This is a genomic window from Acinetobacter sp. WCHAc060033, from assembly GCF_004209125.1.
Lineage (GTDB): Bacteria > Pseudomonadota > Gammaproteobacteria > Pseudomonadales > Moraxellaceae > Acinetobacter > Acinetobacter wuhouensis.
The window spans coordinates 108,467-133,875 of the sequence record NZ_SGSW01000006.1 but is presented as its reverse complement, the minus strand read 5'-3'; the positions used below and the strand labels follow the sequence as shown (position 1 = coordinate 133,875).

Sequence of the window (25,409 nt, the reverse complement as noted above, 5' to 3'; positions counted from 1 at the left end):
TAATTCTGGACGCTCCTATTTCGTTGTTGTATGAGTCACATTAGAATCAGTTATTGATCACTTTTCATTCTATTATTAATTTTTGATTTTTATAATAGTTTTTTGTAGCTGAACTTTTCATTTCAATATGAATTAATCATAAATCTAGAATTTCTACATAATCATAAAACAAAAAAAGTCAGCCGAAGCTGACTTTTTATCAACGAAGAATTATGATTCTAAATAGTAAATCTTTTGTCGAAGTTCATTTGTTCGTTGATTAGTCATAGTTGTTTCACAGTTACGGCGATAAACTTCAGGATTATCAGTTCCTGTACTATTTAACTTGCATTCTAATGTACGTTTCTTCAGCCACATCTTTTGCTCATCAAGCAGTTGACTCCGAACATCACTAGTCGTCGCATTCCAAACTAAATTAAGATTTTCATTCGCTTGATCCAAACTTGCTTGTGCCTCGCCAATTAAAACAGACTGATACTCTTGTGCATCAGCAGCTTGTTGAGCATCTTCTTTTAATTGTTCTTGTTTCAACAACTCTGCCGCATTTTGTCTTGCTGCTTTTAATAATGAGTCCACAGCAACATCACTTACAAATGATGCTAAAGAATCTGGATTTTCCAATCCTACATAAATTTTCTTTCCATCATCAGTGGGTTGAACATAATAGTCCAAATCCTTTTTAATTTGATTCATTTCCAAACTGAGGTCAGATATAACCGCAGACTGTGCTACATTCGTCTGTTCATATACAGCACGTGCCGCATCAGCGTCTTTAATAATTTGATCTGGAATTTTGACTATAAATTCAGTAACGCAATACTCTTTTTTACTATTTGGATCTGAGTTCGTTGTACGTACATCATTAACATTAAAGGTAATTTGTTTTAAAGCAGCTCTTAGTTTCCCCATATCAATTGTTATGTTTTCATCTGCAATCAAGTTCTTAACACGTTGTGAAGATACTTCACTTAAACTCTTGCTAAAAGCTTCAACCACAAGTTTTTTGGCATCTTCGTCACCACATGAAACATTACTACCGACAACAGATTGAACTTTGTCACAACCACTCAGTAATAAAGTCATTCCCAAAAGCATTGAAATTTTAAAATTCATATTTCATCCAAATAACATTCAATTAATTCAAAATAAATCAGCATAAAAACTAAATTAGTAAGTCTTTATATTTATTTATATCAATAGGCTTCTTCCGCATCAGAATAATAATCTGCATCTACAGCAGCAGCTTCCTCAACAGCATTTATCGCTTCTGCAGCTACTGAATTAGAGCTATTTTGATTTATTGCACTAATTTGATTTTTTTCAATCTGTGGTTTGATAAAAGCATATGTCAAAGTTTCTGAAACAAGCGTATTTAAATTACCCGTATTTAATACTGTAGCAATGACTTTATCCCCTTTATCAGTAGGTTGCAGAACATAGACTATAGGCATTTTTATTTTGTTATTGGAATATTCCAAATTCAATTGTGAAGCTTGATACTCTGTTGTATTTGTATCAACTTTAGCTCTAGCTTCATCCGACTTTTTCACCAAATCTGCAGGAATAGACACGGTCAAATCAATTGAGCATTTTGTACGTGTACTATCTGGATCAATGTTATCAGTTCTACTATCAACCAACGAATACTGAACATTTTTTGCTGATAACTTTAATTTTGCTGGGTCTAAATCTTTAATCGCACCCTTATGAATCAATTCTTTTAATGTTTTATCTAATGACTTTGTTAAATCATCTGTAAGCACTGTTTGTACTAAACCTAAAGCCTTTTCGTCATCACATTTCACATGTTTAGACGTCAAACTATTACACCCTGCCACCGCCAAAGACAATGTAGAAATAATTAAAAATGTTTTTAGTTTCATATATATATCCTCATTTTTCACACTATATTACATAAAACAACATAAAATAACAATTAGGGTTCATAAAACAAAAAAAGCCAGCCGAAGCTGACTTTCTTACTCAATTTTAAGGGATTAAGCAGCAAAAGTATGGATCACTTTACCCGTCATTGTATGATTAATTAACGGCGTATTTTTACCTTGAGAAATGATACTGTCTTTACTTACAGTCCATTCCAAATCTGGATCAACCAATACCCAACCAAATTCTTTTTCCCATCGTTGTGTCATATTGGCAACACGTGCAGGTTCAAGCGTTACTTTCTCAACCCATTCTAAAGGTTCAAATAAACCTTCTTTAACCAATTGCACCCCAAAAGATACATAAGTATCGAATGCTGTAATCCCTGGCAAAGTTTCAGCAAAAGGCGCAAGTTTAGCCGAACCGCTGAGTGGCTCATGATGGGTACAGATCGCATCAATCACGCCATCTTTCACACCTTGACGTAACAATTCTTTGTCTTGTTCAGCACGTAAAGGAGGACGAACATGAGCTAGAGAATTAAAACCATCAATCAATTGCTCTGTTAAATGCAATTGATGCATCGCCACATCCGCAGTCACAGGCAAACCTTTGGCTTTGGCATTTTGAATCAATTCAACCGATGCGCCACATGACAATAAGCCAAAGTGAACACGTACACCTGTGACTTCAATCATCAACAAGTATTTGGCAATCGCAATGGTTTCAGCCAATGCAGGAATCATCGGTAAACCTTGACGAGAAGCAATGAATCCCTCATGCACGCAACCATCTTTGGCAATTTGATGCTCTTCAGGATAAAACACCACTGTCATGTCTAAACCAGCAGCATATTCTAAAGTGCGTAACACGACATCATCATCTTCAAATGTGGCATAGGCATTTGAAACCGATGTACAACCGCCCTTTTTCAAACCTGCCATATTTGCGGGTTGTTTACCATTTAGACCTTGGGTTTGTGCACCGATCACTTGGAGGTAGATACCACCATCCAATTTTGCTTTTTCAACCAATCCATGAATGAGCGCGCCATTGTCTTGGACAATTGGTTGTGAGTCTGGTGGCGTAAACACGTGCAAAATACCATTTTCGCGTGCAGCTTTACCTTCCGACTTTAATGTTCCGTGCTGTTGCTGACCTGGCTCACGTAAGCGTGCACACAAATCAACCATCGTTGGCATCAACCATTTGCCTTGACCATCAATATTTTCAGTGATTTGACTTTGATCAGGTTGTGAAGCAAGCAATTTACCATTTTCAAGATAGACCGTTTGAACACTATCCGTTTTATTGATTGGGTCTAAGACACGGACATTTTCAATTTTTACAATACTCATGACTTTATCCTCAACCTTAAACCGCAATCGCTTCTAACAAACCTTTTTCTTGCAACTGACCTTGCATTGACAATGCTAAAACAGCCATACGTACTGCAATACCGTTAGTCACTTGATGCAAAATGACCGATTGCTCACCATCTGCAATACTTGAATCAATTTCAACACCACGGTTCATTGGACCAGGATGCATCACAATGCAATCCGGTTTTGCCAAAGCCAAACGCTCTTTGTTTAAACCGTACATTTTGTAGAATTCTGCTTGTGATGATAATGCAGGCGAATCGATACGTTCATTTTGAATACGTAAGGTAATGATCACATCACAGTCTTTGATGCCTTCGTCCATTTTATTGAACAAACGAACACCTTCACCATATTCATCAAAACCATGTGGCAATAAAGTATTTGGTGCAATCACACGAATATCTTTGCAACCTAAAGTTTGTAATGCGGCAATATCAGAACGAGCAACACGTGAATGTTTAATATCACCAATAATTGCCAAGCTGATGTCTTCAAATTTTTTCTTGGTTTCACGGCGAATGGTCAACATATCCAACATCGCTTGTGTTGGATGCGCATGGCGACCATCACCTGCATTAATAATGGCAACATGCGGACAAACTGTTTCAGCGATAAAATGTGCAGCACCTGAAGAAGAATGACGAACCACGAAAATATCCGCAGCCATTGCTTCTAAATTCCACAGCGTATCTCGCAACGTTTCGCCTTTTGAAGTACTTGAACGAGCAATGTCAATATTCAAAACATTTGCCGATAAACGTTTTGCTGCGGCTTCAAATGTAGTACGCGTACGTGTTGAGTTTTCAAAAAACAAATTCATCACTGTACGACCTTCTAGGAGGTTATTCGTTACAAGTTGATTTTGATCATTGATAAAAGAATGGGCTGTATCGAGAATTTTGGTGAGGGTTTCTTTAGAAAGCCCTTCGATCGTGATGAAATGTTTGAGATTTCCATCTTTATTGAGTTGAATCTGGCTCGGTGTATGCAATGCCGCCAAGTGCATGAGAGATTCCTTAGAGGTTAAGTTAACGCATTATACAGATTTTATCTTTCCAAGGCAGATGAAGTTTTCAGCACTTAAATAAAAAACTCATTACTTGTTGAATTTTAAAATAAAAATTCTTAACCGTATTTCAATAAGTTAATTTAACTCAACTTTAAATGGGACTCTAAGATATAAAAAATTGCTGAACTAAAAATATTAATCAAGGTTGCGGTTCTAAACTGAATAGAACCGCATCATCTTATCTCAATGCACCAATATAGTGATGTGAAACCTGAGCTTTATAAATTTCTTCTTCCGTTGCACCAGATTGGATGAGTTCTTCATTTTCAATTGGATATGATTCTACAGTTTCAACAACTGGTGTCGGTTGCTCTTGATCTATGAGGGACTGTAATCGCAATGCATAACGATTGAGTTCAGAATCTTTTGTCGCCAAAGACATCTCTATCACATACTGAGCATACATTTTATTTTCAACCATATACATAACATCAATCACACGCCCAGACACACGTCTTAACCGTGTAAGGATTAAAGCCCCGATTGAAAAAGCATCCCCATGTGCAGTAAATCCAGTGTTGATTACTTGTTGCATCATCATTCCCCTCACTCATCAATTTAATATTCAATTAATTTTTAAATCAAAATAACGACCAATATGGTGAATGATTAAGCAATTTGTGTACCAATTTATATACATCATCTAGCAAAATCTATTTGAAATTCAATTCATCAATTTTTTCTTTGAATCATGATTTGACCTACACAACGAGAGCCTTCTAATAGGTTTAATATCACTCCCAGTTCAACTCGGCATTCATTATCATTAAATAAAAACCACATATCAGCTTCATCGGGAGACTTTTCATTTAGTTTAAGTGCGATACTCCAAACAGATTTCTTTTGTTTTCGGACAATTTCCGTTGTGCAATAGTATATACCCTGTTTAGGAATATGATGTCGTCCACCATTTTCTGGTGAGAACCATTCAATTAGAACTTTAAAAACTTCAATATTTGTTTTAACAACATCCTTCTTCCTATTTATCATATTTTTTTCTATCAATGCTTGTCTGTTCTATTCAGATTTATTCGACTATCTCCAATCTAAATGTATTAATGAGAAAAATGCTTCCAACACATTTCCAGCGAAACCAGAATCAAGGCAAATCCCATCAAAATATTAAAAATTCTCGCGCGATTTCCAACATTCAGAAAATTCGCTAATTTCTCACCTGCAATTCCCCAAATCCATAAGGATAAATAACAAACCACGAAATAAATCAAAACAAATAGAACCAAAGCATTTTCAAATTTTGATGCTGAGAATAAAGCTGTTCCAGCCACAGCAGCAATCCAAGCCTTTGGATTGAGCCATTGCATCAATGCGCCTTGTAAAAATGTAGGAATTTTTCCCGAATCATTGGTTTGAATTTGAATCGATTCACCCTTTGCCTTTAAAATATTCCATCCCATCCATATCAATAAAGCTGTACCTAACACTGTAATCACATCAAGTAAAATTGGATACAATACCAAAACCTGATACAGCCCAAGACAAACAGCTATCAATAACAGAGTAAAACCAATGGTTGCACCAGAGATAAATGCAAACGTCTTTTTAACGCCATAATTCATGCTACTACTAAGAATCGCAAGATTCACTGGGCCTGGTGAAATCGACATTGATAATGAAAATGTAAATATTGAAATGATTAAACTGAGCATTATTTTTAAAATCTAAGTATTTTGATGAAGATTTGATTGAGACTTATTGAATATATTTCAAGCAATAATTTTGAATAACTTAAATTATCTGCAATTATTTTCTGCTTTTTTGAAAAAATCAGTCTTTAACGTTTAATCGACAAGTTTTCGTCATCAAAATACGCTAAAATACGCGATTGCTTTATTGTCTTTGGAAATTTTCATGAATTCGAAACCACGTCTTTCTACATATTGGGTCACCTGTGCGGATGGACTAGAAACCTTATTACAAGAAGAAATTCAAGGTTTAGGGATTCAAAATATTGAAAAATTTCCAGGTCGTTTGATCTTCAAAGGCAAACTGGAAGATGCATATCGTATCTGTATGTGGTCACGCCTTGCCTCTCGTGTATTAACACCGATTCATGTCCATGAGCTTGAATTTACCCACGATGCACGTGATGTTGCTGAAGAATTGTATGAAGGCGCAATCAATTTTGATTGGTCACTGATCTTCGCTCCGCAAAGCACTTTTGCTGTACGTCTGCATATTGAACGCGATATTAAAGTGAACTCGCAGTTTGCGACCCTGCGCGTGAAAGACGGTATTGTCGACTCATTTATGGAAGCCGTTGGTAAACGTCCAAGTATTGATATTAAACAACCTGAAATCACGATTTACGCGCTTGCAGGAAAAACAGAACATACTTATTGCCTAGATTTATCAGGCGATTCCTTGCATAAACGTGGCTATCGTCGTTATATGACCGATGCGCCAATCAAAGAAAACCTAGCGGCTGCGATTCTACAAAAAGCTAAACTTAAAGAACGCAACCCTGACATTATCCTGGACCCAATGTGTGGTTCAGGGACGTTTATTATTGAATCTTTAATGATTCTTACTGATCGTGCGCCTGGTTTGGTACGTCGTTTTGGTTTTAATGGCTGGAATGGGCATGACCATGATCTATGGATGTCTATCAAAGCTGAAGCCGCTGATCGTCATAAAGCAGCGTTGGAACAACCTCTTCCAAAATTCTATGCCTACGATGCAGATTGGGAAGCAGTGAAAGCGACTAAACAAAATATTATTGCCGCTGGTTTTGAATCACTGCTCGATCAAATTCAAATTGAAGAACGTACTTTGGCAGATTGGCCAGACTTCCAGGCTGAAGGAAAAACTTCATTTGTGGTGACCAATCCTCCATATGGTGAACGTCTGGGTGAAAAAGCGTCGAATCGTGCATTGTATTTAGGTCTTTCTGCACTCTTACAGAAAAATTTCCCAAATCAATATGCTGCAGTCATTGCAGCAGCTGTTGAACAAGCCGATGTTCTTGCATTTAACGATCCTCAAATTTTACGTTTGATGAATGGTAAATTACCGATTTATATCCGCTTCGGTACAATCAAACCAGCAACTGTAAGCCGTCCATTCTTGGCAGAATGGCAACCGCAGCAATTTGAGAAAATTGAAGGTGCTGAAGATTTTGCCAATCGTTTGCAAAAAAATATGCAGACTTTAAAGAAATGGGCTGTGAAAGAAAATATTTATTGTCTACGTCTTTATGATGCAGATATGCCAGATTTTAACGTTGCGATTGATTTGTATGGCGATCGTTTACACGTTCAAGAATATGCACCACCCAAAACCATTGATCCTGAAAAAGCTAAAAAGCGTTTCAATCTCGCTTTGGCTGTGATTCGAGCAGTAACAGGTTTAGGTCGTGATGCGATCTTTATCAAAACCCGTGCTCGCCAAGAAGGTAAAACACAATACACCAAACAAAGCACGGCTTCTAAGCGTTTTATCGTTCAGGAAGGCAAAGCAAAAATTTTGGTCAATTTGACTGATTATTTGGATACAGGTTTATTCCTAGATCACCGTCAAATGCGTTTACGTATTGCCGCTGAAGCAAAAGGCAAACACTTCTTAAATCTGTACAGTTATACCTCTACTGCAAGCCTACATGCTGCTTTAGGTGGTGCCGCAAGTACCACCAGTGTCGATTTATCCAATACCTATTTGAATTGGTCCAAAGAAAACTTTGTGCTGAACGGTTTGACGGTTGATCATGCTGATGAACAACATCAATTCTTCTCAAGCGATTGTTTTGAATGGTTAAAAGAAGGTCATGAGCAATATGACATGATCTTTATTGACCCACCAACATTCTCCAACTCTAAAAAGTTCTATGGAACATTTGATGTACAACGTGATCATATCTCGTTATTAAAACGTGCCATGAACCGTTTAACCACAGATGGAACTTTGTATTTCTCAAATAACTACCGTGGATTTGAGATGGATGAAGAAATTGAAGCCATGTTTGATGTGCAAGAGATCACCAATGAAACCATTGGCTTAGATTTTAAACGTAATCAAAAAATTCACCGTGCATGGAAAATTAAGCACTTCCCTGTGTAATTTCCATAGACGACAATTTATTTTACAAAACCAACACCATCGACTTCGTGACCAGGCCAAAAGGTCACCGAGTCGGCTGTTGTAATTCGTACATCATGACGCTGGTATGGATTATAGCGAACGTCGATCAATCTATACTTTTGGATAGGCTGTAAATATTTATCATCTGGTTTATTAGGATCAGGATCTTTTTTCTGCCATTCAAAGTCGGTTAAAACTGTTGTATACACCAAATCTTTTTTTGCCTCATCAGCACTCTGCTGTGCAGCTTTTCCATGTAATTGATTCTGTTCATCTACTGATTGTTGTGCATCCTGTTTCACTGCCTGAATCACAATGGGTGCTAACTTAATCACCCCCACAGATTGCTCTGCAAGACTTTGATCATCCAATTTATTTGCAATGACATTTGTCGCACTAAAGGTCACCAACAAAGTACCCATTATTTTCAAATAATTAGATTTATTCTTACCCATGATCTTCATGATCGACCTTCCATTTTTTATTATTCCTGTTTAAAAATTAACAATTTTCAACATGTGTTGCAATCAATGTTTAACAAACCCGATAACAGGTAACGATATAGAGCAAATTTATTTTTCTTGTAAATGCCCAATATTTATATTTTGGAAAACGATAAACACTACATCGCTTTTCTATATTGTCGTAGAGTATAACCTGTATGTTTTTTAAAATAACGGCACATATAAGAAGTATCATTGAAATTCATCTGATCGGCAATCGTTTGAATGGATCGTGTGCTTGTCTTTAGCAACTCCTTCAATTTAAGTATCACCTGTCGATCAATTAATGTTTTAGGGCTGTCATTAAAAAACTGTTTACACAATTGCGATAAATAATAAGGCGTAATATTCAATGCCTGAGCATAGAACACAACCTCTCTTTGAGTTTGGCTGTGCTTTGCAATCATCTCCCAAAAGTGCCAACACAGTTTTTCTTTTCTGCTATGTTCATTTTGAGGAAGTTGTTGATTACGATCTACTATCTCAGCGAGGATAAGAAAAAAATTTTGTAAATGATTACATAACAAAATACGTTGATATATATTTGTGGATTGCATAATAAAATCTGTCTGATGTTCCCATATTTTAATTAAATCAAGCTGATCAATAGTCGGTGAAAACAAAGGAACTAGATTGAGATAAGCAAATAATGAGTTAGGCAAACGATATGCCACTTCAGCTGCAAAATCACGATTGAAGGCACAATAATGACAGCTAAAGTCTAGAGATTGGTTTTGCACCATGATTAACTGATCGTCAGCAAGGACTAACAAATCACCAGCTTTTAAATGATAAGGCTTAAATTGAATAGTTAAATCAGCATACCCTTGTTTGACCAAAACCAGTGTGCAATAAGCAAGAGACAAAGGTTTATTCATGTGTTCAGTAAGTTTATTTTCCGTCCAAATATAATCAACCGTATTTTGTTGTAAAAAATCCTGAATATTTTTCATTTCAACTAAAATAAATCTATTTTACTATCAATTATACGATATTTGTTTTTAAAAGTACCTAATTTACTTTGATATGATGATAGAAGCAAATCATGAAACTGCTTAAAGTTCTCTCCCAGTTATTTGATTTTACGAGAGTACTTAAATCATGATTTTAAAGACAGAACGCTTAATCCTTCGTCCTTGGGAAGAAAGTGATGCAGCAAGTTTATATGAATATGCAAAAGATGAACGCGTTGGACCTATTGCAGGTTGGCCAGTACATGAAAGTGAAGCACAAAGTTTAGAATATATTCAGACCATTTTTGCGAGTGAACACGTATTTGCAGTTGCTTTAAAAGCAGATAACCGTGCTATTGGCATGGTCGGTTTACTGATTGGAGCAGAAAGTAATTTTGAAATTGATGATAACGAAGCCGAAGTTGCCTACTGGATTGGTGTTCCATTTTGGGGGCAGGGTTTAATTCCCGAAGCGGTTAAAGCAGTGATGCAACATGCTTATGAAAATTTGAATATGCAGGCTTTATGGTGTGGTTATTTTGTTGATAATGAAAAATCGCATAAAGCTCAAGCCAAATGTGGCTTTAAACACCATCACACTGAACATGATAAATATAATCAATTTTTAGATGATTATCGTACTGAGCATATTAGCTACTTATCACGTTCGGATTGGGTAGATTTAAGTTAGTTAGATTTTTCAGTGTTAAGTTATTAATGCCAATAAAAAGAAACCTAGCCAAAGCTAGGTTTCTTTTTAGTTTTTGATCTTAATAGGAAAATGATTAACTCAATTTTAATTTCCCAAAATCAAGATGGCCATCTTCAGCACTGATTAAAACTGTATCGCCCGCAGTAAAATCACCTGCCAGGATACGTTGTGCCAAAGTATTTTCGATCTGTTGCTGGATCGCACGTTTCAATGGACGCGCACCATAAACAGGATCAAAACCAGCATCAATCAGGATATCGAAAGCCTGATCATCCACTTTCAATCCAATGTCACGTTCAGCTAAACGAGAACGTAAACGATCCAATTGAATATCGGCAATGCCACGAATCTGCGATTTTTTCAATGAGTGGAATACCACTAATTCATCAATACGGTTGATAAATTCAGGACGGAAATGTTGCGATACTGCACCCATTACCACCGCACGAACTTCTTCATCCGTCGCACCTTCACCAAGCTCACGTACATCACTTGAACCTAAGTTCGATGTCATCACAATCACGGTATTTTTAAAATCAATCAAGCGACCTTGTGAATCCGTCAATCGACCATCATCCAACACCTGTAAGAGAATATTGAATACATCAGGATGTGCTTTCTCAACCTCATCAAACAATACAATACTGTATGGTTTACGACGTACCGCTTCAGTCAGTACACCACCTTCTTCATAGCCCACATAACCTGGAGGCGCACCCACCAAACGACTGACTGAGTGTTTTTCCATGAATTCAGACATGTCGATACGGATAATCGCATCATCACTGTCGAATAAGAAATTACCCAAGGCTTTGGTCAATTCAGTTTTACCCACACCTGTTGGTCCAAGGAACAAGAATGAACCACTTGGACGGTTCGGGTCAGATAATCCCGCACGAGAACGGCGCACTGCATTGGATACTGCAACCACAGCTTCATCCTGACCAACCACACGGTTATGTAAGAATTCTTCCATGTGAAGAAGTTTCTCACGTTCACCTTGCAGCATTTTCGAGACAGGAATCCCTGTTGCAGCACTCACGACTTCAGCAATTTCATTTTCTGTCACTTTGGTACGAATCAGTTTCGGTTCTTCATTGGTTTCCGCAACTTCTTCTTCATTCAAGCGTTTTTGCAACTCAGGAATCACGCCATATTGCAAACGGCTCGCTTCTGCCAAATCACCTTCACGCTGTGCTTTTTCAAAGGCTGTACGCGCTTTATCCAACTCAACCTGTGCCTGATTAGTACCATCAACTAAGCGTTTTTCCGCAATCCATACTTCTTCAAGATCGCTGTACTCTTTTTGAACCTCTTGAATTTGTTTTTCGAGATGTTCAACTTCAGCTTTGGACACAGAATCCGCATCTTTTTTCACGGCTTCCAATTGCATTTTCAGTTGGATTAAGCGACGATCCAAACGGTCTAATGGCTCAGGTTTAGAGTCAATTTCCATTTTGATCCGTGATGCAGCTTCATCAATCAAATCAATGGCTTTATCGGGCAATTGACGGTCTGTGATGTAACGATGCGACATTTTCGCCGCAGCAATAATCGCTGAGTCAAGAATCTGTACACCGTGATGGGTCGCATATTTGTCTTTTAGACCACGTAAAATCGCAATAGTGTCTTCAACACTTGGTTCATCGACCAAGACTTTTTGGAAACGACGCTCAAGTGCCGCATCTTTTTCAATGAACTGACGATATTCATCTAAAGTGGTCGCACCCACACAGCGCAATTCACCACGTGCCAATGCAGGTTTGAGCATATTGCCCGCATCCATTGCACCATCGCCTTTACCTGCACCCACAAGTGTATGCAACTCGTCAATGAACAGGATGATTTCACCATCGTATTTGGCTAAGTCTTTTAAAACCGCTTTTAGACGTTCTTCGAACTCACCACGGTATTTTGCACCTGCAAGTAAAGAACCTAAATCAAGTGAAAGAACACGTTTTCCTTTCAGGCTTTCAGGCACTTCACCGTTGACAATACGCTGTGCTAAACCTTCAACAATCGCAGTTTTACCCACACCCGGTTCACCAATCAACACAGGGTTGTTTTTGGTACGGCGTGATAAGACTTGAATGGTACGGCGAATTTCTTCATCACGACCAATCACAGGGTCAAGCTTGCCTGACAATGCACGTTCAGTCAGGTCAACGGTATATTTATTTAACGAATCACGTTGATCTTCATGGTTATTCGCCATCACTTGCTCACCACCTCGTATATTTTCAATTGCTTTGCGCAGTTTGTCTGTCGTCACACCTACGCTTGTGAATAATGTTTTGGTTGCACCTGTTTCAGCGAGTGCCAAAATCACCCAATCAGTCGATAAAAACTCATCACCTGCCTTTTGTGCATAACTGTCTGCTAAGTTAAGCGCACGAACCGCTTCAGGATTAAGGTTAATATCCCCTGTTGGCGTACCGATTTTTGGTGCATCGTTGATTGCCTTTTGCAGCTTCGTTTTCAACTCAGGAAGATTCGCACCTGACTGTTGCAATAAACTCAGGTTCGATGGCTCTTCCAGTAAAGCTGAAAGAATGTGAATACCCTCAATCGCGGTATTGTCATTCCCCATCGCTAAAGATTGGGCATCTGATAAGGCTTGCTGTAGGCGGTTGGTAAATTTTTCAAATCGCATTCTTGTTATTCCTCACAACAAATTTTGTACTTGAATAATAAATGGGAACGCTTAGTCGGATTTCAATAGACAAATTAAATTATTTTATATATTTTTCAAAAACTTACTATTTTAGTCAGAATAGATTTCAGTATTAATATCTGTGCTGATTCAACTTTTTTCAAGTCAGTACTTTAGAAAAATATATGTTTTGAAATGTCCTTATATTATTGATCAACTTAGCATTTAGACTAAGCCTTATTGGACAATTTTAGAATCTGAAAAATGTTAATATTCATTAAACGTGAATCTATAAAAGGCTGAGTAAATATTGCAATTTGATCAGCCTCACTCATTCATCTTAAATTTATATACAACTAAACCTGCGATTTGGTTGCTGAACTTTGCGACACCGCACTATTGGCAGGCACACTTTGCGTGATCCACACATTTCCGCCAATCACCGCACCCTGTCCAATGGTGATACGCCCTAGAATCGTTGCCCCTGCATAGATCACCACATTGTCTTCCACAATCGGATGACGTGCATATTCTTTCTGTAAACGTCCCTCACCATCGACTTCAAAACGTTTTGCACCCAAAGTGACTGCTTGATAAATACGGACATTCTTACCAATCACACAAGTTTCACCGATCACCACACCCGTGCCATGATCAATGAAAAAGCCCTGATCGACCTGCGCACCAGGATGAATATCAATCCCTGTTTTAGAATGCGCAATTTCAGCAATCAAACGAGCCAATAATGGCAAATCTTTTTTATAAAACTCGTGCGCAATCCGATGATAAATAATGGCGAGTATGCCCGGATAGCACAATAAAACCTCATCTACACTTCGCGCTGCAGGGTCACCGTCATAAGCTGCAATCACATCAGTGTCCAAAATACGACGTAAACTCGGCAATTTTTGCGCAAATTCACTCACGATACTTTGAGCAAGCACCTCCGTAACTTCAATATTTTCATGATGTTTTTTATACTTATAATCATAAGTTAAATTTAGTTTCACTTGCTCAAGTAAAGCATGTAGCGTCTTTTCAAGTGTATGTGCAATGTAGAAATTTTCACTTTGCTGACGTAGATCATGAGGTCCCAAACGCATTGGAAATAAGATGCCACACAGATCATTCATGATTTTTTTAATTTCTTCTTTAGAGGGCAACTCTCGCCCACCAAAATCTTTTAGACTTTTCTGCTGTGTACGCCATTCATTACGCGCTTGCTGTAACTCAGTGACGATATTTTGAATGTTCCATTGGGTCATTGGATTGCCTGCATGAGATTTCTTTTATCATTATATGAATAAAATATTTGGTTCAATATTCTTTATTCAAATCTTGTAGAGAATATTATTTTATTTGCCAAGTTTTAGATAAACATTGTTGATATATCTTTATCGAAATTTTGCATTTAGCCACAGTCAAAGTCGATGCCATGATTAAATGCAACGCTATATCTAATTCAGAATCATAAAAACCCACTTTCCTATAATAAGAATAAGCAATTCAATTTTTATTCATTTTCAGAATATAAAAAATCATTATATTTAATATCAACTTCTCTAATAGATTATTTCAAATTCTGCATAGCTTAGCTTAAAAACTGCTTTATTCAGGATTTGATTCAGGTGTGTAACATGAATAGTGCAACTAAGATTGAACTTCCAAAATTAGATGACAACAAGATTCAGCAAATCTTTACCGATGCAAAACAACGAGTTGAAGATCATTATCTTGAATTTACCGGCACTGTTTTGCCACATGAAGCTTGGGCTTTATTTCAAACAGGTCATGCGGTGATTGTGGATGTACGTACCAATGAAGAACGTAAATTTGTGGGCTATGTCGAAGACACCATTCACATTCCATGGGCGACAGGCACAGCGCTGAATCGTAATCCTCGTTTTGCCAAAGAACTCGAAACAAAAGTCGGTAAAGACAAAGTGATTCTACTTTTATGCCGTAGTGGTAAGCGTTCGGCGGCTGCGGCAAATGTGGCGTTTAATGCAGGCTTTGAAAATATTTACAACATTGAACAAGGCTTTGAAGGTGATTTGGATGAAGACAATCATCGTGGCGCTTTTAATGGTTGGCGTTTTCATCAATTGCCTTGGCGACAAGAATAAATCACTCGGGCGAGTTACAAATTCGCCCTAAAGCTGACGCTAAATTTTAATTCAATTCTTATTTTTGACTAAAACTTCAATAACTTGGGAGAGGATCACTTTTGCCTAAAAAAACATAAACCAACTGTAATACTTCATTTTTGAAATGTTTTCTTTAGAATTTTAGGATGTATAAAAATGGCTAAAAACCAAGAAGTAGCCCGCCAATCGTTAAGTGATCAGGCTGCCCGTCAGCTTGCCAATGCAACCAAAACCGTTCCACAGCTTTCGACGATTACACCTCGTTGGTTAACACATTTATTGCAATGGACACCTGTAGAAGCGGGTATTTACCGTGTCAACCAAGTCAGCAATACTGATGATATTCAGGTGGCGTGTACTCAACGTGACGAAGCGACATTACCGCAAACTTTTGTGGACTATGAACTTAACCCACGTGAATATTTTCTCAATGGCGTTTCAACGGTTTTAGACATTCATACCCGTGTTTCAGATTTGTACAGTAGCCCGCATGATCAAATCAAAGAACAATTACGTTTAACCATTGAAACCATTAAAGAGCGTCAGGAAAGTGAGCTGATCAATAACCCTGAATATGGTTTATTGGCAAGTGTTGCTGACAGTCAGCGTCTTTCAACCTTGACAGGTGCGCCAACGCCTGACGATTTTGATGACTTACTACGCAAAGTATGGAAAGAACCGGGCTTCTTCCTTGCTCATCCTGATGCGATTGCTGCGTTTGGTCGTGAATGTACCCGTCGTGGCGTGCCACCACCAACCGTTAGCCTGTTTGGTTCTCAGTTCATCACATGGCGTGGTGTTCCGCTGATTCCATCGAATAAAATCCCTGTAGAAGATGGTAAAACCAAAATCATCCTGTTACGTGTCGGTGAAAAACGTCAAGGTGTGGTCGGATTATTCCAACCGGGTCTTGCAGGTGAACAAGCGCCGGGCTTGTCTGTACGCTTCATGGGGATTAACCGCAATGCAATTGCATCTTATCTGATCTCGTTATATTGCTCTTTGGCGGTACTGACCGAAGATGCTTTGGCTGTACTTGAAGACGTGGAGGTTGATAAATACCATGACTATCCAAGCACTTACAAGTAATTCATTACCCACTGATACAGCATCTGCACAAGCGGATGCACCAATCAGTGAATCTGTGCTTACGCAATTGGCAGCAGAGTTTTTCTCTGCTTTGCCAAAGCAAAATGCACAAGGTTTAAACTTGGATTTACCTGAACATGCAACAGGCAATGGCATTAGCCACCCACCGCAGCCGAAAGATCCAATTGCGGCATTGAGTGGTCGTGTGCCTGCTGTGGTGCAACAAAGCAGCTTGAATCCAAGTGCGACACAACGATTCGCTGATCCAACCGCAGATCATCCTGAGCGTCGAATTTTATCTTCAGCGCCTGTGATTGGCGGTGCGCACAATTCTGATCCGTCTGCGTTATCGAATCGGATTCACTTGCCTTCTGCTACAACAGAAACACCAAGTGCATCTGCAATATCGCAACAAAATACGGCGCAGGGGCAATCTGCCTATTACTTTTTAGACATTCCAAAGCCTGATGCGCTACAAGCAACAGCGCCAAGTGATGTATTGCGTAACCCTTTTGCTTTTGATGACTATCATGTTGTGGATGATCATCAACTCAAAGGCTTGCTCAAAGATCGTAATGACAAACCTGCGACTACTGAATCGGGCTATTATTTTGCTTCTGCACCAAGTGTTGAGCAATCACAGTTTCAGCGTGAGCAAAATTTGCAAATCCCGACCACTGCACAAAATCATCAACCGATTGATATTTTGCAGATTCGTCGTGATTTTCCGATTTTGCAGGAACGTGTTAATGGTAAACCATTAATTTGGTTGGATAATGCAGCAACCACACATAAACCTAAAGCGGTGATAGATCGAATTTCATATTTTTATGAACATGAAAATTCCAACATTCACCGTGCAGCGCATGAACTTGCGGCACTTGCAAGCGATGCTTATGAACATGCTCGTGATGTGGTGGCTCGTTTTATCGGTGCGCCCTCTGCACAAAACATTGTTTTTGTCCGAGGTACAACAGAAGGCATTAACCTGATTGCAAAATCGTGGGGTAAGCAAAATATTGGTGCAGGTGATGAAATCATCGTGTCCAATCTTGAGCACCATGCCAATATTGTGCCGTGGTTTCAACTCACCAAAGAAACTGGGGCAAAACTACGGGTCATTCCTGTGGATGATACAGGGCAGATTCGCATTGATGAGTTTATTAAACTGCTCAATCCGAAAACTAAATTGGTTGCCATTACCCAAGTCTCCAATGCTTTGGGAACTGTAACACCAACGCAGGAAATCATTGCCTTGGCGCATGCCGCAGGGGTACGTGTATTGATTGATGGTGCGCAATCTGTGTCACATATGCCGACCAATGTCACCGCACTTGATGCCGACTTCTTTGTCTTTTCAGGGCACAAAGTTTTCGGTCCTACAGGCATCGGTGCCGTCTATGCCAAAGCCGAATTGCTCGACAGCATGCCGGTTTGGGAAGGTGGCGGCAACATGATTCAGGACGTGACTTTTGAAAATGTGATTTACCAACCTGCACCCAATAAATTTGAAGCAGGTACAGGAAACATTGCTGATGCAGTCGGTCTAGGTGCTGCCTTAGAATATGTGGAAAGTATTGGTATTCACAATATTGTACGTTATGAACATGATCTGCTTGAGTATGGACAACACGCATTGCAAAGTGTTTCAGGCTTACGTCTGATTGGGACTGCGTTGAATAAAGCCAGTGTGATGTCTTTTACCCTTGCAGGTTATGAAACGGAAGAAGTGGGTAAAGTGCTGAATCAGTATGGCATCGCAGTGCGTACAGGACATCATTGTGCGCAACCGATCTTGCGCCGTTTTGGGGTAGAACGCACTGTCCGCCCTTCTCTCGCATTTTATAATACGACTGAGGAAATTGACCTATTGGTTTCTGTCTTGCATCAACTGCGTCGTGCCAAGCCGTATAAATCCTAATTGAACCATTGATGAATCATAAAAAACCATCACATGCTGAATTGATTCGGCATGTGATTTTTTATTTGGAAATGTATTAGATCTCTTGCGTAAGTCAAAAAATATTCAATTTTTTGACTTAAAACATATTCAAAAGAATATTGGAAGTTCCTTCTCCCTTTGGGATGAGGGGCTTTTAAATAGAAAACCTCTCCCTAACCCTCTCCTGAAAGGAGAGGGAACATTCAATATTGATTCAGATCTTGCTGAAACTAACTTTCGCAAGAAGTCTATTTTACTTTGCTGAAATGCTACAAAATTTTGGCTAATTAGAAATCAGCTTGTGAAATAGAAAATTTATCAAACTCAATATTGCTTAGGCTATTTTATTCACAATCTTGAACTTGAGCAGATCACAACAAACACTTCATAATGTCTCAAATAGAAAATGTTGAAGATCTATGCTTTCTTTCAAAAAAATATTGATGCTTTGCGGATTAATCACCACAACGCAAGTGTTTGGCTTGCCGCAAGACTCTCGCCGTGCAGGCGGTATTGCTGTCATTCCTCTCGCGCGAAATGTAACTGTGATCAAATACAACGGACTTCCTGTCTTGGTCACGCAGCCCAATTCTCAACGCTATGCGGTATTTGGTATTCCATTATCTACGCCTGTAGGCACATTGGAACTACAAACCAACAGCCAACCGATTCAAATCGAAGTGAAAGATTATAAATATGCACAACAGCGCTTAACGGTTAAAAATCAGGACTATGTCAATCCCAAACAAGAACAACTGGATCGTTATGCGCGTGAAGCCAAAGAGCAAAATGATATTTATACCTCATTTACAGCTGCTCAATGGACTGAGTTTCCCAAATTCATTCGCCCTACAGCGGGTAAATTCAGTAACTCATTTGGACGAAAACGCTTTTTTAATGGTGAAGAACGTGCCCCTCATTCAGGTTTAGACATTCCTGCACCTGTGGGGCAGAAAGTCATTGCTCCTGCAGCAGGAATTGTGGTGGGTACAGGAGATTATTTTTTTAATGGTAAAACTGTTTTGATTGATCATGGACAAGGTCTTATTAGTATGTTCTGCCATTTAAGCAAAATTAATGTTTCTAAAGGACAAACAGTAAAACAAGGTGAAGTGTTGGGTTTAGTGGGGAAAACGGGGCGTGTGACAGGAGCACATTTACATTGGGGAATGAGTTTGAACAATGCCCGTGTCGATCCACAATTATTTTTGACACCCTAATTTCATCCAACAAATAATAAGATAGTTTGATTTTTTGGTAAAAAATGCGAATTTTTAACAAAAATAAACATTTTGTAATAATTTATTTTTCTAAAACTTGACCGATTCAGTCATTTTAATTTTAGTGATATAAATAATAAAAAAAGCCAATAAAAATATTGGCTTTTTTTATGTACAGCTAATTATTAAGCAGCGACAATCTCAAAATCATGTGTGATTTCTACACCGCCGTCAGACAACATTTTACTCGCAGAACAGTACTTTTCAGCTGATAATTCAACAGCTTTAGCGACCTGCTTCTCTTTAACATCATGACCAGTAACAACAAAATGTAAGTGGATTTTTGTAAAAACTGCTGGAATTGTATCCGCACGATCAGCCTTCAACTGACACACAACACCAGTCACATCTTGGCGAGATTTCTTCAATATGGTCACAATATCAAACGAAGCACAACCACCAAGTCCCATTAATATGAGTTCCATGGGACGTGGGCCACGGTTTTCACCACCATATTCAGCAGAACCATCCATAACAATTTGATGTCCACTATCCGATTTTGCTTCAAAAGCAACATTCTCTAACCAATGTACGCTAGTTTGCATTGCAACTACCTAAAAAAAGCTATAAATTTACAGGGTACCTGTACACTAGCATAAAATGAGTTGATAAGGAATTTCATCTCTACTGCTTCTACGTGACGAGTTCAATTTAGGTCAAAAGATCTAGTTATTATCCAATTCGGAATTTTTAAGCATGTCTTCTAATTTTGCACAACTTAGTACAGATGCTTTGTCTCCTGGTCAATTACCTGAGTCAGTCAAAGCTTTGCTCAAAAGAGCCCACATCAATCGTTTTCCAAAACGTTCAACCATTGTTGATGCAGGTTCAGAGTCAAAATCTCTGTATTTAATTTTAAAAGGTTCAGTTTCAATTATTTTACGTGAAGATGATGAACGTGAAATCGTTGTTGCTTATTTGAACCCTGGGGATTTTTTTGGGGAAATGGGATTATTTGAGCAAAATCCTCAACGTACTGCGGAAGTAAGAACGCGTGACGTTTGTGAAATTGCTGAAATTTCTTATGACAATTTCCACGAAATCAGCAAACAATATCCAGATTTAAGCTACGCTGTTTTTGCTCAGCTTGTTCGCCGTTTAAAGAACACAACACGTAAAGTAACTGACCTTGCATTTATCGATGTATCTGGTCGTATTGCGCGTTGTTTGATTGACCTTTCTGCTCAACCAGAAGCAATGATCCTTCCAAATGGTCGTCAAATCCGTATTACACGTCAAGAAATCGGTCGTATCGTAGGCTGTTCACGTGAAATGGTCGGTCGTGTTCTTAAAACACTTGAAGAACAAGGTATGATTGAAACTGATGGTAAAGCTATTCTAATTTTTGATGCTTCTTTAGAAGAGTCTAAATTCTCTGAAGACGATGTAGATCAAGATGACGAATAAAATTATTGATGCTGATATGAGTGCTTAGTTTCCGAATAAAATTTATTTCGAACTGATAAATATTAATATTCTCATAAAGCCTAAATAATATTTTAAAAGCAAACTTTCGAGTTTGCTTTTTTTACGCCCTGTTTTTATTTGGCTACGCTTTCTTCTAAATGCGTATTGGCACTGTTATCACTATTTGAGATTTTTATATCTTTTATTTCTAATATGAACATTTTTTACATACACTTCTTCACATAATTTTAGGTTATGATCTATTGAATATGATAAATGTTTTTGAAATAGTTCTAATTTTTTCAAGGAAATAGAATGAAATTAAATCGTTTAGGTCGTTCCGAACTGGTTGTCCCTGAAATCTGTCTGGGTACGATGACTTTTGGTGAACAAAATAATCAACAACAAGCATTTGAACAATTGGCTTATGCACTGGATAAAAATTTGAATTTCTGGGATACAGCAGAAATGTACCCTGTTCCCCCAAAGCCTGAAACTCAAGGTTCAACTGAAACGATTATTGGAAATTGGATCGCGCAAAATGGACAACGTGATCAACTCATTCTTGCAACAAAAATAGCAGGACCTGCCCAAGGTGGTAGTCAAATCCGCAATGGTCAGACGAAATTTAATGCTTCTGACATTCCCGCAGCGATTGATAGCTCTTTAAAGCGCTTACAGACTGATTACATCGACTTATACCAATTGCACTGGCCTCAACGCCCTGCTAACTTCTTTGGCCCCCTTGGATATGGCAATGAGCTTGCTAATCTTGATCAGGATATCACCCCACTTGCTGAAACTTTAGAAGCACTTTCATCAGAGGTCAAAAAGGGACGTATCCGCCATATTGGCTTATCCAATGAAACCCCATGGGGAACCTTGAAATTTCTACATTTAGCCGAGCAATTGGGTCTAGAAAAAGTGGTCAGCGTGCAAAACCCATATAGCTTACTCAATCGTACCTATGAGATTGGTATGGCTGAGATTGCCAAATATGAAGGCGTAGGGCTACTCGCATACTCACCTTTGGCTTTTGGTTACTTAACTGGAAAATATCGTCACGGAGCACGTCCTGCAGATGGGCGAATTACCCTGTATTCACGCTTTAGCCGCTATAGCAATCCGCAAAGTGACTGGGCAACTGAACAATATGCTTTAGTGGCAGAAAAGCATGGTTTAAGCCCCATACAACTTGCACTAGCTTTTATTAAACAGCAATTTTTTGTAAGTAGCACCATCATCGGAGCAACAACATTAGCGCAACTTAAAGAAAATGTTCAAGCTTTTGATGTTGATTTATCTAACGAAATTCTAATTGAAATTGAAGCTATTCATAAACAACAGCCTAATCCCGCTCCCTAAAAGACAATTAAAGCATAGCTTTAATTGTCTTTTAGAAAACGCACCGTAGTTACTGAGCTTTGATACATTTAAAAAATGCACCTTAATTTCAATACTTCGATGGACGTAAAAAACTCCAATCACTCATTTTTAAGCATTAAAAAAGGATGCAAAAGCATCCTTTTCTTGATTTAGCTCAATCAATAATTTAATTATTTACCGCCACGTGCGTTATAAACTGCCATCGCTTCTGGTAAATTCTTTTTCATCGCATTGATACGGTTCGCATCTGATGGGTGAGTTGAAAGCAATGCAGAGCCTTGAGCGCCACTATTTTTCGCCATTTTTTCCCATAAAGTGATCGCAGATTGTGGGTTATAACCAGCTTTCGCCATCATGATTAAACCACCTTCATCGGCACGACTTTCTAAGCTACGTGAATATGGCAGACCTACACCCACTTGACTACCCAAATCAATTGCAGCATTACCTAGCTCACCAAGTTGTGCGCCAGCGTATGACTTACCAATACCAACAGCAAGGTTAGTTAAAGCTTGAGCGCCTACTTTTTGTTTAGAATGCTCTTCTAGTGCATGCGTCATTTCATGACCCATTACTGCAGCGACTTCAGCTTCTGATAAGTTTAATTTATTTACAATACCAGTATAGAAAACAACTTTACCACCAGGTGCAACATAAGCATTCACAGTATCTGATTTTAATACAGCCAACTGCCAATCAAATTTTTGACCTGTCTTATTCATTTGATCTGCGTACGGCTTTAAACGAATAAATGCAGAATTAATTTTCTTATACGTTGCAGAAGAAGTGTCTAAAGTATTTTTGCTACGCGCTTCTTGCACGGTTTTATTAAAACCTTGTGTAGCATTCATATTTAAAGTCGCGGAATCAGCCCCAGCCATGTCTGCAATCGTTGTACATCCTGAAATAGAAATAGCAGTGATAGTACAAAGGCTAAGTAATAATTTATTGTTCATTATAATCAACTCCATAGAGAACAAATTTAAGCATTTTAAATTATATGCAAATGTATGCTAAGCATAAATCAATACAAGTCTTAAATTCATATTAATTATGTAAATAAATCACTTAAAAAAACTGAATGATTAACCAATAGACTAAACAAATAATATTTAACCCTAAGTAAATAATTTTAAGAGGTTCTATTTTTTCTTCTAAAGTTGGACTTTTTCTTTTTGCAAATAAAAAAGCATTTTGGATTAAAATAATAGGTACCAAAATACATGCCACCATCACACTTAACCCAAGCAAAGCACTGTTGATAATTTCAGGATCATTGGTCTGCGCATGAATAATCGATAGCGCGATTGTAGGCGCCCCACCCATTGCAAAAATTAAGGAATAAAATATCGTGGCTGATATATTTTTTTGCATTCTACAAACTCAATGTGTATCTAAAGATATATTTTAACAAGCTAAATATGAAAACCTAGTCAATTTTTTGTCGACTTTAGTCTTTATTAAAAGTCTTGAATTATGTATAAAAAAGCCCCGAAATTTCGAGGCTTTTAAATCACTTATAACTGCAAAAACAATTATACATCAAAAGGATGACGCATAACGATTGTTTCATCACGATCTGGACCAGTTGAAATGATGTCAATTGGACATTCAATCAATTGTTCAAGACGTTTTACATAGTTAATAGCATTCTGTGGCAATTGATCAATCGATTTTGCACCGAAAGTCGATTCAGACCAACCTGGCATTGTTTCATAGATCGGTTTTAAAGTTTCAAATGCAAGAGCATCAGATGAACCTACACAACCAGAATCCGCTGCTTCATAACCTACACAGATTTTAACTTCTTCTAAACCGTCTAAAACGTCAAGTTTAGTTAAGCAAATACCTGAAAGTGAGTTTACATCTACAGAACGACGTAGAATTTCAGCATCAAACCAACCACAACGACGTTGACGACCAGTAGATGCACCAAATTCAGAACCAACAGTACCTAAGTGTTTACCAATCGCATCACCAACATCGTTAGCAGCATCATAAACAAGCTCTGTTGGGAACGGACCAGCACCTACACGAGTTGTATATGCTTTAGTAATACCCAATACATAATCAAGGTGCAATGGACCTAGACCTGAACCTGAGCTTACGCCACCCGCAGTTGTATTTGATGAAGTTACATACGGATACGTACCGTGGTCAACATCTAGAAGTGAGCCTTGAGCACCTTCAAACATGATGTTTTCACCATTTTTGCGGTAGTTATGCAACTCAGTAATTACATCAATTACAAGTGGTTTAATCACTTCACGCCATTGATCACACAATGCAAGTACATCTTCAACCTTAACTGCTTCAACACCAAAGAATTGAGTCAATTGGAAGTTATGGTACTCAAGAAGCTCTTCCAATTGCGCTTTAAGATGATCGCCCCCACGTACTAAATCCGCAACACGGATCGCACGACGTGCAACTTTATCTTCATACGCAGGACCAATACCACGACCAGTTGTACCAATTTTGGCATTACCACGTTTTATTTCACGTGCTTGGTCAAGTGCGATATGGTGAGGAAGAATCAACGGACAGTTTGGAGAGATACGTAGACGTTCACGTACAGGCACGCCTTCTTTCTCTAAAATATCCATTTCTTTGATCAAAGCTTCTGGTGAAAGTACCACACCATTACCAATTAAGCACAGTACGTTTTCACGTAAAATACCTGATGGAATGAGGTGAAGAACTGTTTTCTTACCACCAACGACAAGCGTATGCCCTGCGTTATGTCCGCCTTGATAACGTACTACCGCTGCTGCTTGATCTGTGAGCAGGTCAACGATTTTACCTTTACCTTCGTCGCCCCATTGGGTACCGAGTACCACAACACTTTTGCCCATAATAGCCTCATTACATCATGCTGTTAAAATAGAAAACCAAATCGAATTT

Annotated in this window: 23 protein-coding genes; 8 read left to right on the top strand and 15 right to left on the bottom strand. The window is 38.4% G+C overall.

All coding sequences use genetic code 11. The features are described 5' to 3' along the window. Positions 1 to 210 precede the first annotated feature (210 nt). The 7 genes from EXE10_RS04100 to EXE10_RS04070 form a co-directional block, all read right to left on the bottom strand. A complete protein-coding gene (locus EXE10_RS04100) occupies positions 211 to 1,113 on the bottom strand; it encodes a lysozyme inhibitor LprI family protein (RefSeq protein WP_228256777.1) in 903 nt (300 codons plus the stop codon). Between the two features lie 80 nt (positions 1,114 to 1,193). After that, complete coding sequence (locus EXE10_RS04095; protein ID WP_130112449.1) at positions 1,194 to 1,883, bottom strand: hypothetical protein; 690 nt, start codon at positions 1,881 to 1,883, stop codon at positions 1,194 to 1,196. A gap of 114 nt (positions 1,884 to 1,997) precedes the next feature. Beyond that, complete coding sequence (locus EXE10_RS04090) at positions 1,998 to 3,242, bottom strand: dihydroorotase (RefSeq protein WP_130112448.1); 1,245 nt, start codon at positions 3,240 to 3,242, stop codon at positions 1,998 to 2,000. Between the two features lie 16 nt (positions 3,243 to 3,258). Next, positions 3,259 to 4,275 (bottom strand): aspartate carbamoyltransferase catalytic subunit, encoded by a 1,017-nt coding sequence (locus EXE10_RS04085; RefSeq protein WP_130112447.1) that lies wholly within the window; start codon positions 4,273 to 4,275, stop codon positions 3,259 to 3,261. Between the two features lie 241 nt (positions 4,276 to 4,516). After that, on the bottom strand, positions 4,517 to 4,873 hold the full coding sequence (locus EXE10_RS04080; RefSeq protein ID WP_087552042.1) for a hypothetical protein: 357 nt from the start codon (positions 4,871 to 4,873) through the stop codon (positions 4,517 to 4,519). A gap of 137 nt (positions 4,874 to 5,010) precedes the next feature. Beyond that, complete coding sequence (locus EXE10_RS04075) at positions 5,011 to 5,328, bottom strand: hypothetical protein (RefSeq protein ID WP_130112446.1); 318 nt, start codon at positions 5,326 to 5,328, stop codon at positions 5,011 to 5,013. Positions 5,329 to 5,393: 65 nt separating this feature from the next. Beyond that, entirely contained in the window at positions 5,394 to 5,963 is a 570-nt protein-coding gene (locus tag EXE10_RS04070) for a LysE family translocator (RefSeq protein ID WP_228256776.1), read from the bottom strand. A 244-nt stretch (positions 5,964 to 6,207) separates the two neighbouring features. Here EXE10_RS04070 and rlmKL point away from each other — a divergent pair, with 244 nt between their 5' ends. After that, a complete protein-coding gene (gene rlmKL / locus EXE10_RS04065) occupies positions 6,208 to 8,412 on the top strand; it encodes a bifunctional 23S rRNA (guanine(2069)-N(7))-methyltransferase RlmK/23S rRNA (guanine(2445)-N(2))-methyltransferase RlmL (RefSeq protein WP_130112444.1) in 2,205 nt (734 codons plus the stop codon). 17 nt (positions 8,413 to 8,429) lie between these two features. Here the strand turns inward: rlmKL and EXE10_RS04060 are convergent, their stop codons facing one another. Both EXE10_RS04060 and EXE10_RS04055 read right to left on the bottom strand, forming a co-directional pair. After that, positions 8,430 to 8,897, bottom strand: coding sequence for a hypothetical protein (locus EXE10_RS04060; protein ID WP_068974218.1), 468 nt, complete (start codon positions 8,895 to 8,897; stop codon positions 8,430 to 8,432). 158 nt (positions 8,898 to 9,055) lie between these two features. Next, positions 9,056 to 9,889, bottom strand: a complete 834-nt coding sequence (locus tag EXE10_RS04055) for an AraC family transcriptional regulator (protein ID WP_068974219.1) — start codon at positions 9,887 to 9,889, stop codon at positions 9,056 to 9,058. A 148-nt stretch (positions 9,890 to 10,037) separates the two neighbouring features. Between EXE10_RS04055 and EXE10_RS04050 the strand changes: the two genes are divergently transcribed. Further along, positions 10,038 to 10,580: a GNAT family N-acetyltransferase gene (locus tag EXE10_RS04050; protein WP_068974220.1), complete on the top strand. Its 543-nt coding sequence runs from the start codon at positions 10,038 to 10,040 to the stop codon at positions 10,578 to 10,580. 94 nt (positions 10,581 to 10,674) lie between these two features. Here the strand turns inward: EXE10_RS04050 and clpB are convergent, their stop codons facing one another. Together clpB and epsC are read right to left on the bottom strand one after the other, a co-directional pair. Then, complete coding sequence (clpB, locus tag EXE10_RS04045; RefSeq protein WP_087552037.1) at positions 10,675 to 13,254, bottom strand: ATP-dependent chaperone ClpB; 2,580 nt, start codon at positions 13,252 to 13,254, stop codon at positions 10,675 to 10,677. 356 nt (positions 13,255 to 13,610) lie between these two features. After that, the gene (epsC, locus tag EXE10_RS04040; protein ID WP_130112443.1) at positions 13,611 to 14,519 is read right to left on the bottom strand and encodes a serine O-acetyltransferase EpsC; all 909 of its coding nucleotides are present in this window, start codon (positions 14,517 to 14,519) and stop codon (positions 13,611 to 13,613) included. Positions 14,520 to 14,891: 372 nt separating this feature from the next. Between epsC and EXE10_RS04035 the strand changes: the two genes are divergently transcribed. The 4 genes from EXE10_RS04035 (at position 14,892) to EXE10_RS04020 (ending at position 19,652) form a co-directional block, all read left to right on the top strand. Then, on the top strand, positions 14,892 to 15,380 hold the full coding sequence (locus EXE10_RS04035; RefSeq protein ID WP_130112442.1) for a rhodanese-like domain-containing protein: 489 nt from the start codon (positions 14,892 to 14,894) through the stop codon (positions 15,378 to 15,380). 177 nt (positions 15,381 to 15,557) lie between these two features. Next, positions 15,558 to 16,490, top strand: a complete 933-nt coding sequence (locus EXE10_RS04030; RefSeq protein WP_068974224.1) for a family 2A encapsulin nanocompartment shell protein — start codon at positions 15,558 to 15,560, stop codon at positions 16,488 to 16,490. Continuing rightward, on the top strand, positions 16,465 to 18,411 hold the full coding sequence (locus tag EXE10_RS04025; protein WP_130112441.1) for a family 2A encapsulin nanocompartment cargo protein cysteine desulfurase: 1,947 nt from the start codon (positions 16,465 to 16,467) through the stop codon (positions 18,409 to 18,411). Before EXE10_RS04030 ends, EXE10_RS04025 begins: the two co-directional genes overlap by 26 nt. 440 nt (positions 18,412 to 18,851) lie before the next feature. Continuing rightward, the gene (locus EXE10_RS04020) at positions 18,852 to 19,652 is read left to right on the top strand and encodes a M23 family metallopeptidase (protein ID WP_130112440.1); all 801 of its coding nucleotides are present in this window, start codon (positions 18,852 to 18,854) and stop codon (positions 19,650 to 19,652) included. 185 nt (positions 19,653 to 19,837) lie between these two features. Here EXE10_RS04020 and EXE10_RS04015 read toward each other — a convergent pair whose 3' ends face one another. Next, positions 19,838 to 20,257 (bottom strand): OsmC family protein, encoded by a 420-nt coding sequence (locus EXE10_RS04015; protein ID WP_130112439.1) that lies wholly within the window; start codon positions 20,255 to 20,257, stop codon positions 19,838 to 19,840. A gap of 151 nt (positions 20,258 to 20,408) precedes the next feature. Here EXE10_RS04015 and crp point away from each other — a divergent pair, with 151 nt between their 5' ends. Further along, the gene (gene crp / locus EXE10_RS04010; RefSeq protein ID WP_130112438.1) at positions 20,409 to 21,119 is read left to right on the top strand and encodes a cAMP-activated global transcriptional regulator CRP; all 711 of its coding nucleotides are present in this window, start codon (positions 20,409 to 20,411) and stop codon (positions 21,117 to 21,119) included. Between the two features lie 315 nt (positions 21,120 to 21,434). Beyond that, positions 21,435 to 22,484 (top strand): NADP(H)-dependent aldo-keto reductase, encoded by a 1,050-nt coding sequence (locus EXE10_RS04005; RefSeq protein WP_130112437.1) that lies wholly within the window; start codon positions 21,435 to 21,437, stop codon positions 22,482 to 22,484. A 191-nt stretch (positions 22,485 to 22,675) separates the two neighbouring features. Here the strand turns inward: EXE10_RS04005 and EXE10_RS04000 are convergent, their stop codons facing one another. From EXE10_RS04000 to EXE10_RS03990, 3 genes are all read right to left on the bottom strand, one after another. Beyond that, complete coding sequence (locus tag EXE10_RS04000; RefSeq protein ID WP_068974230.1) at positions 22,676 to 23,461, bottom strand: M48 family metallopeptidase; 786 nt, start codon at positions 23,459 to 23,461, stop codon at positions 22,676 to 22,678. Between the two features lie 112 nt (positions 23,462 to 23,573). Continuing rightward, positions 23,574 to 23,879 (bottom strand): hypothetical protein, encoded by a 306-nt coding sequence (locus EXE10_RS03995; protein WP_068974231.1) that lies wholly within the window; start codon positions 23,877 to 23,879, stop codon positions 23,574 to 23,576. 161 nt (positions 23,880 to 24,040) lie between these two features. Then, entirely contained in the window at positions 24,041 to 25,360 is a 1,320-nt protein-coding gene (locus tag EXE10_RS03990; RefSeq protein WP_130112436.1) for an adenylosuccinate synthase, read from the bottom strand. Between the last annotated feature and the right edge of the window lie 49 nt (positions 25,361 to 25,409).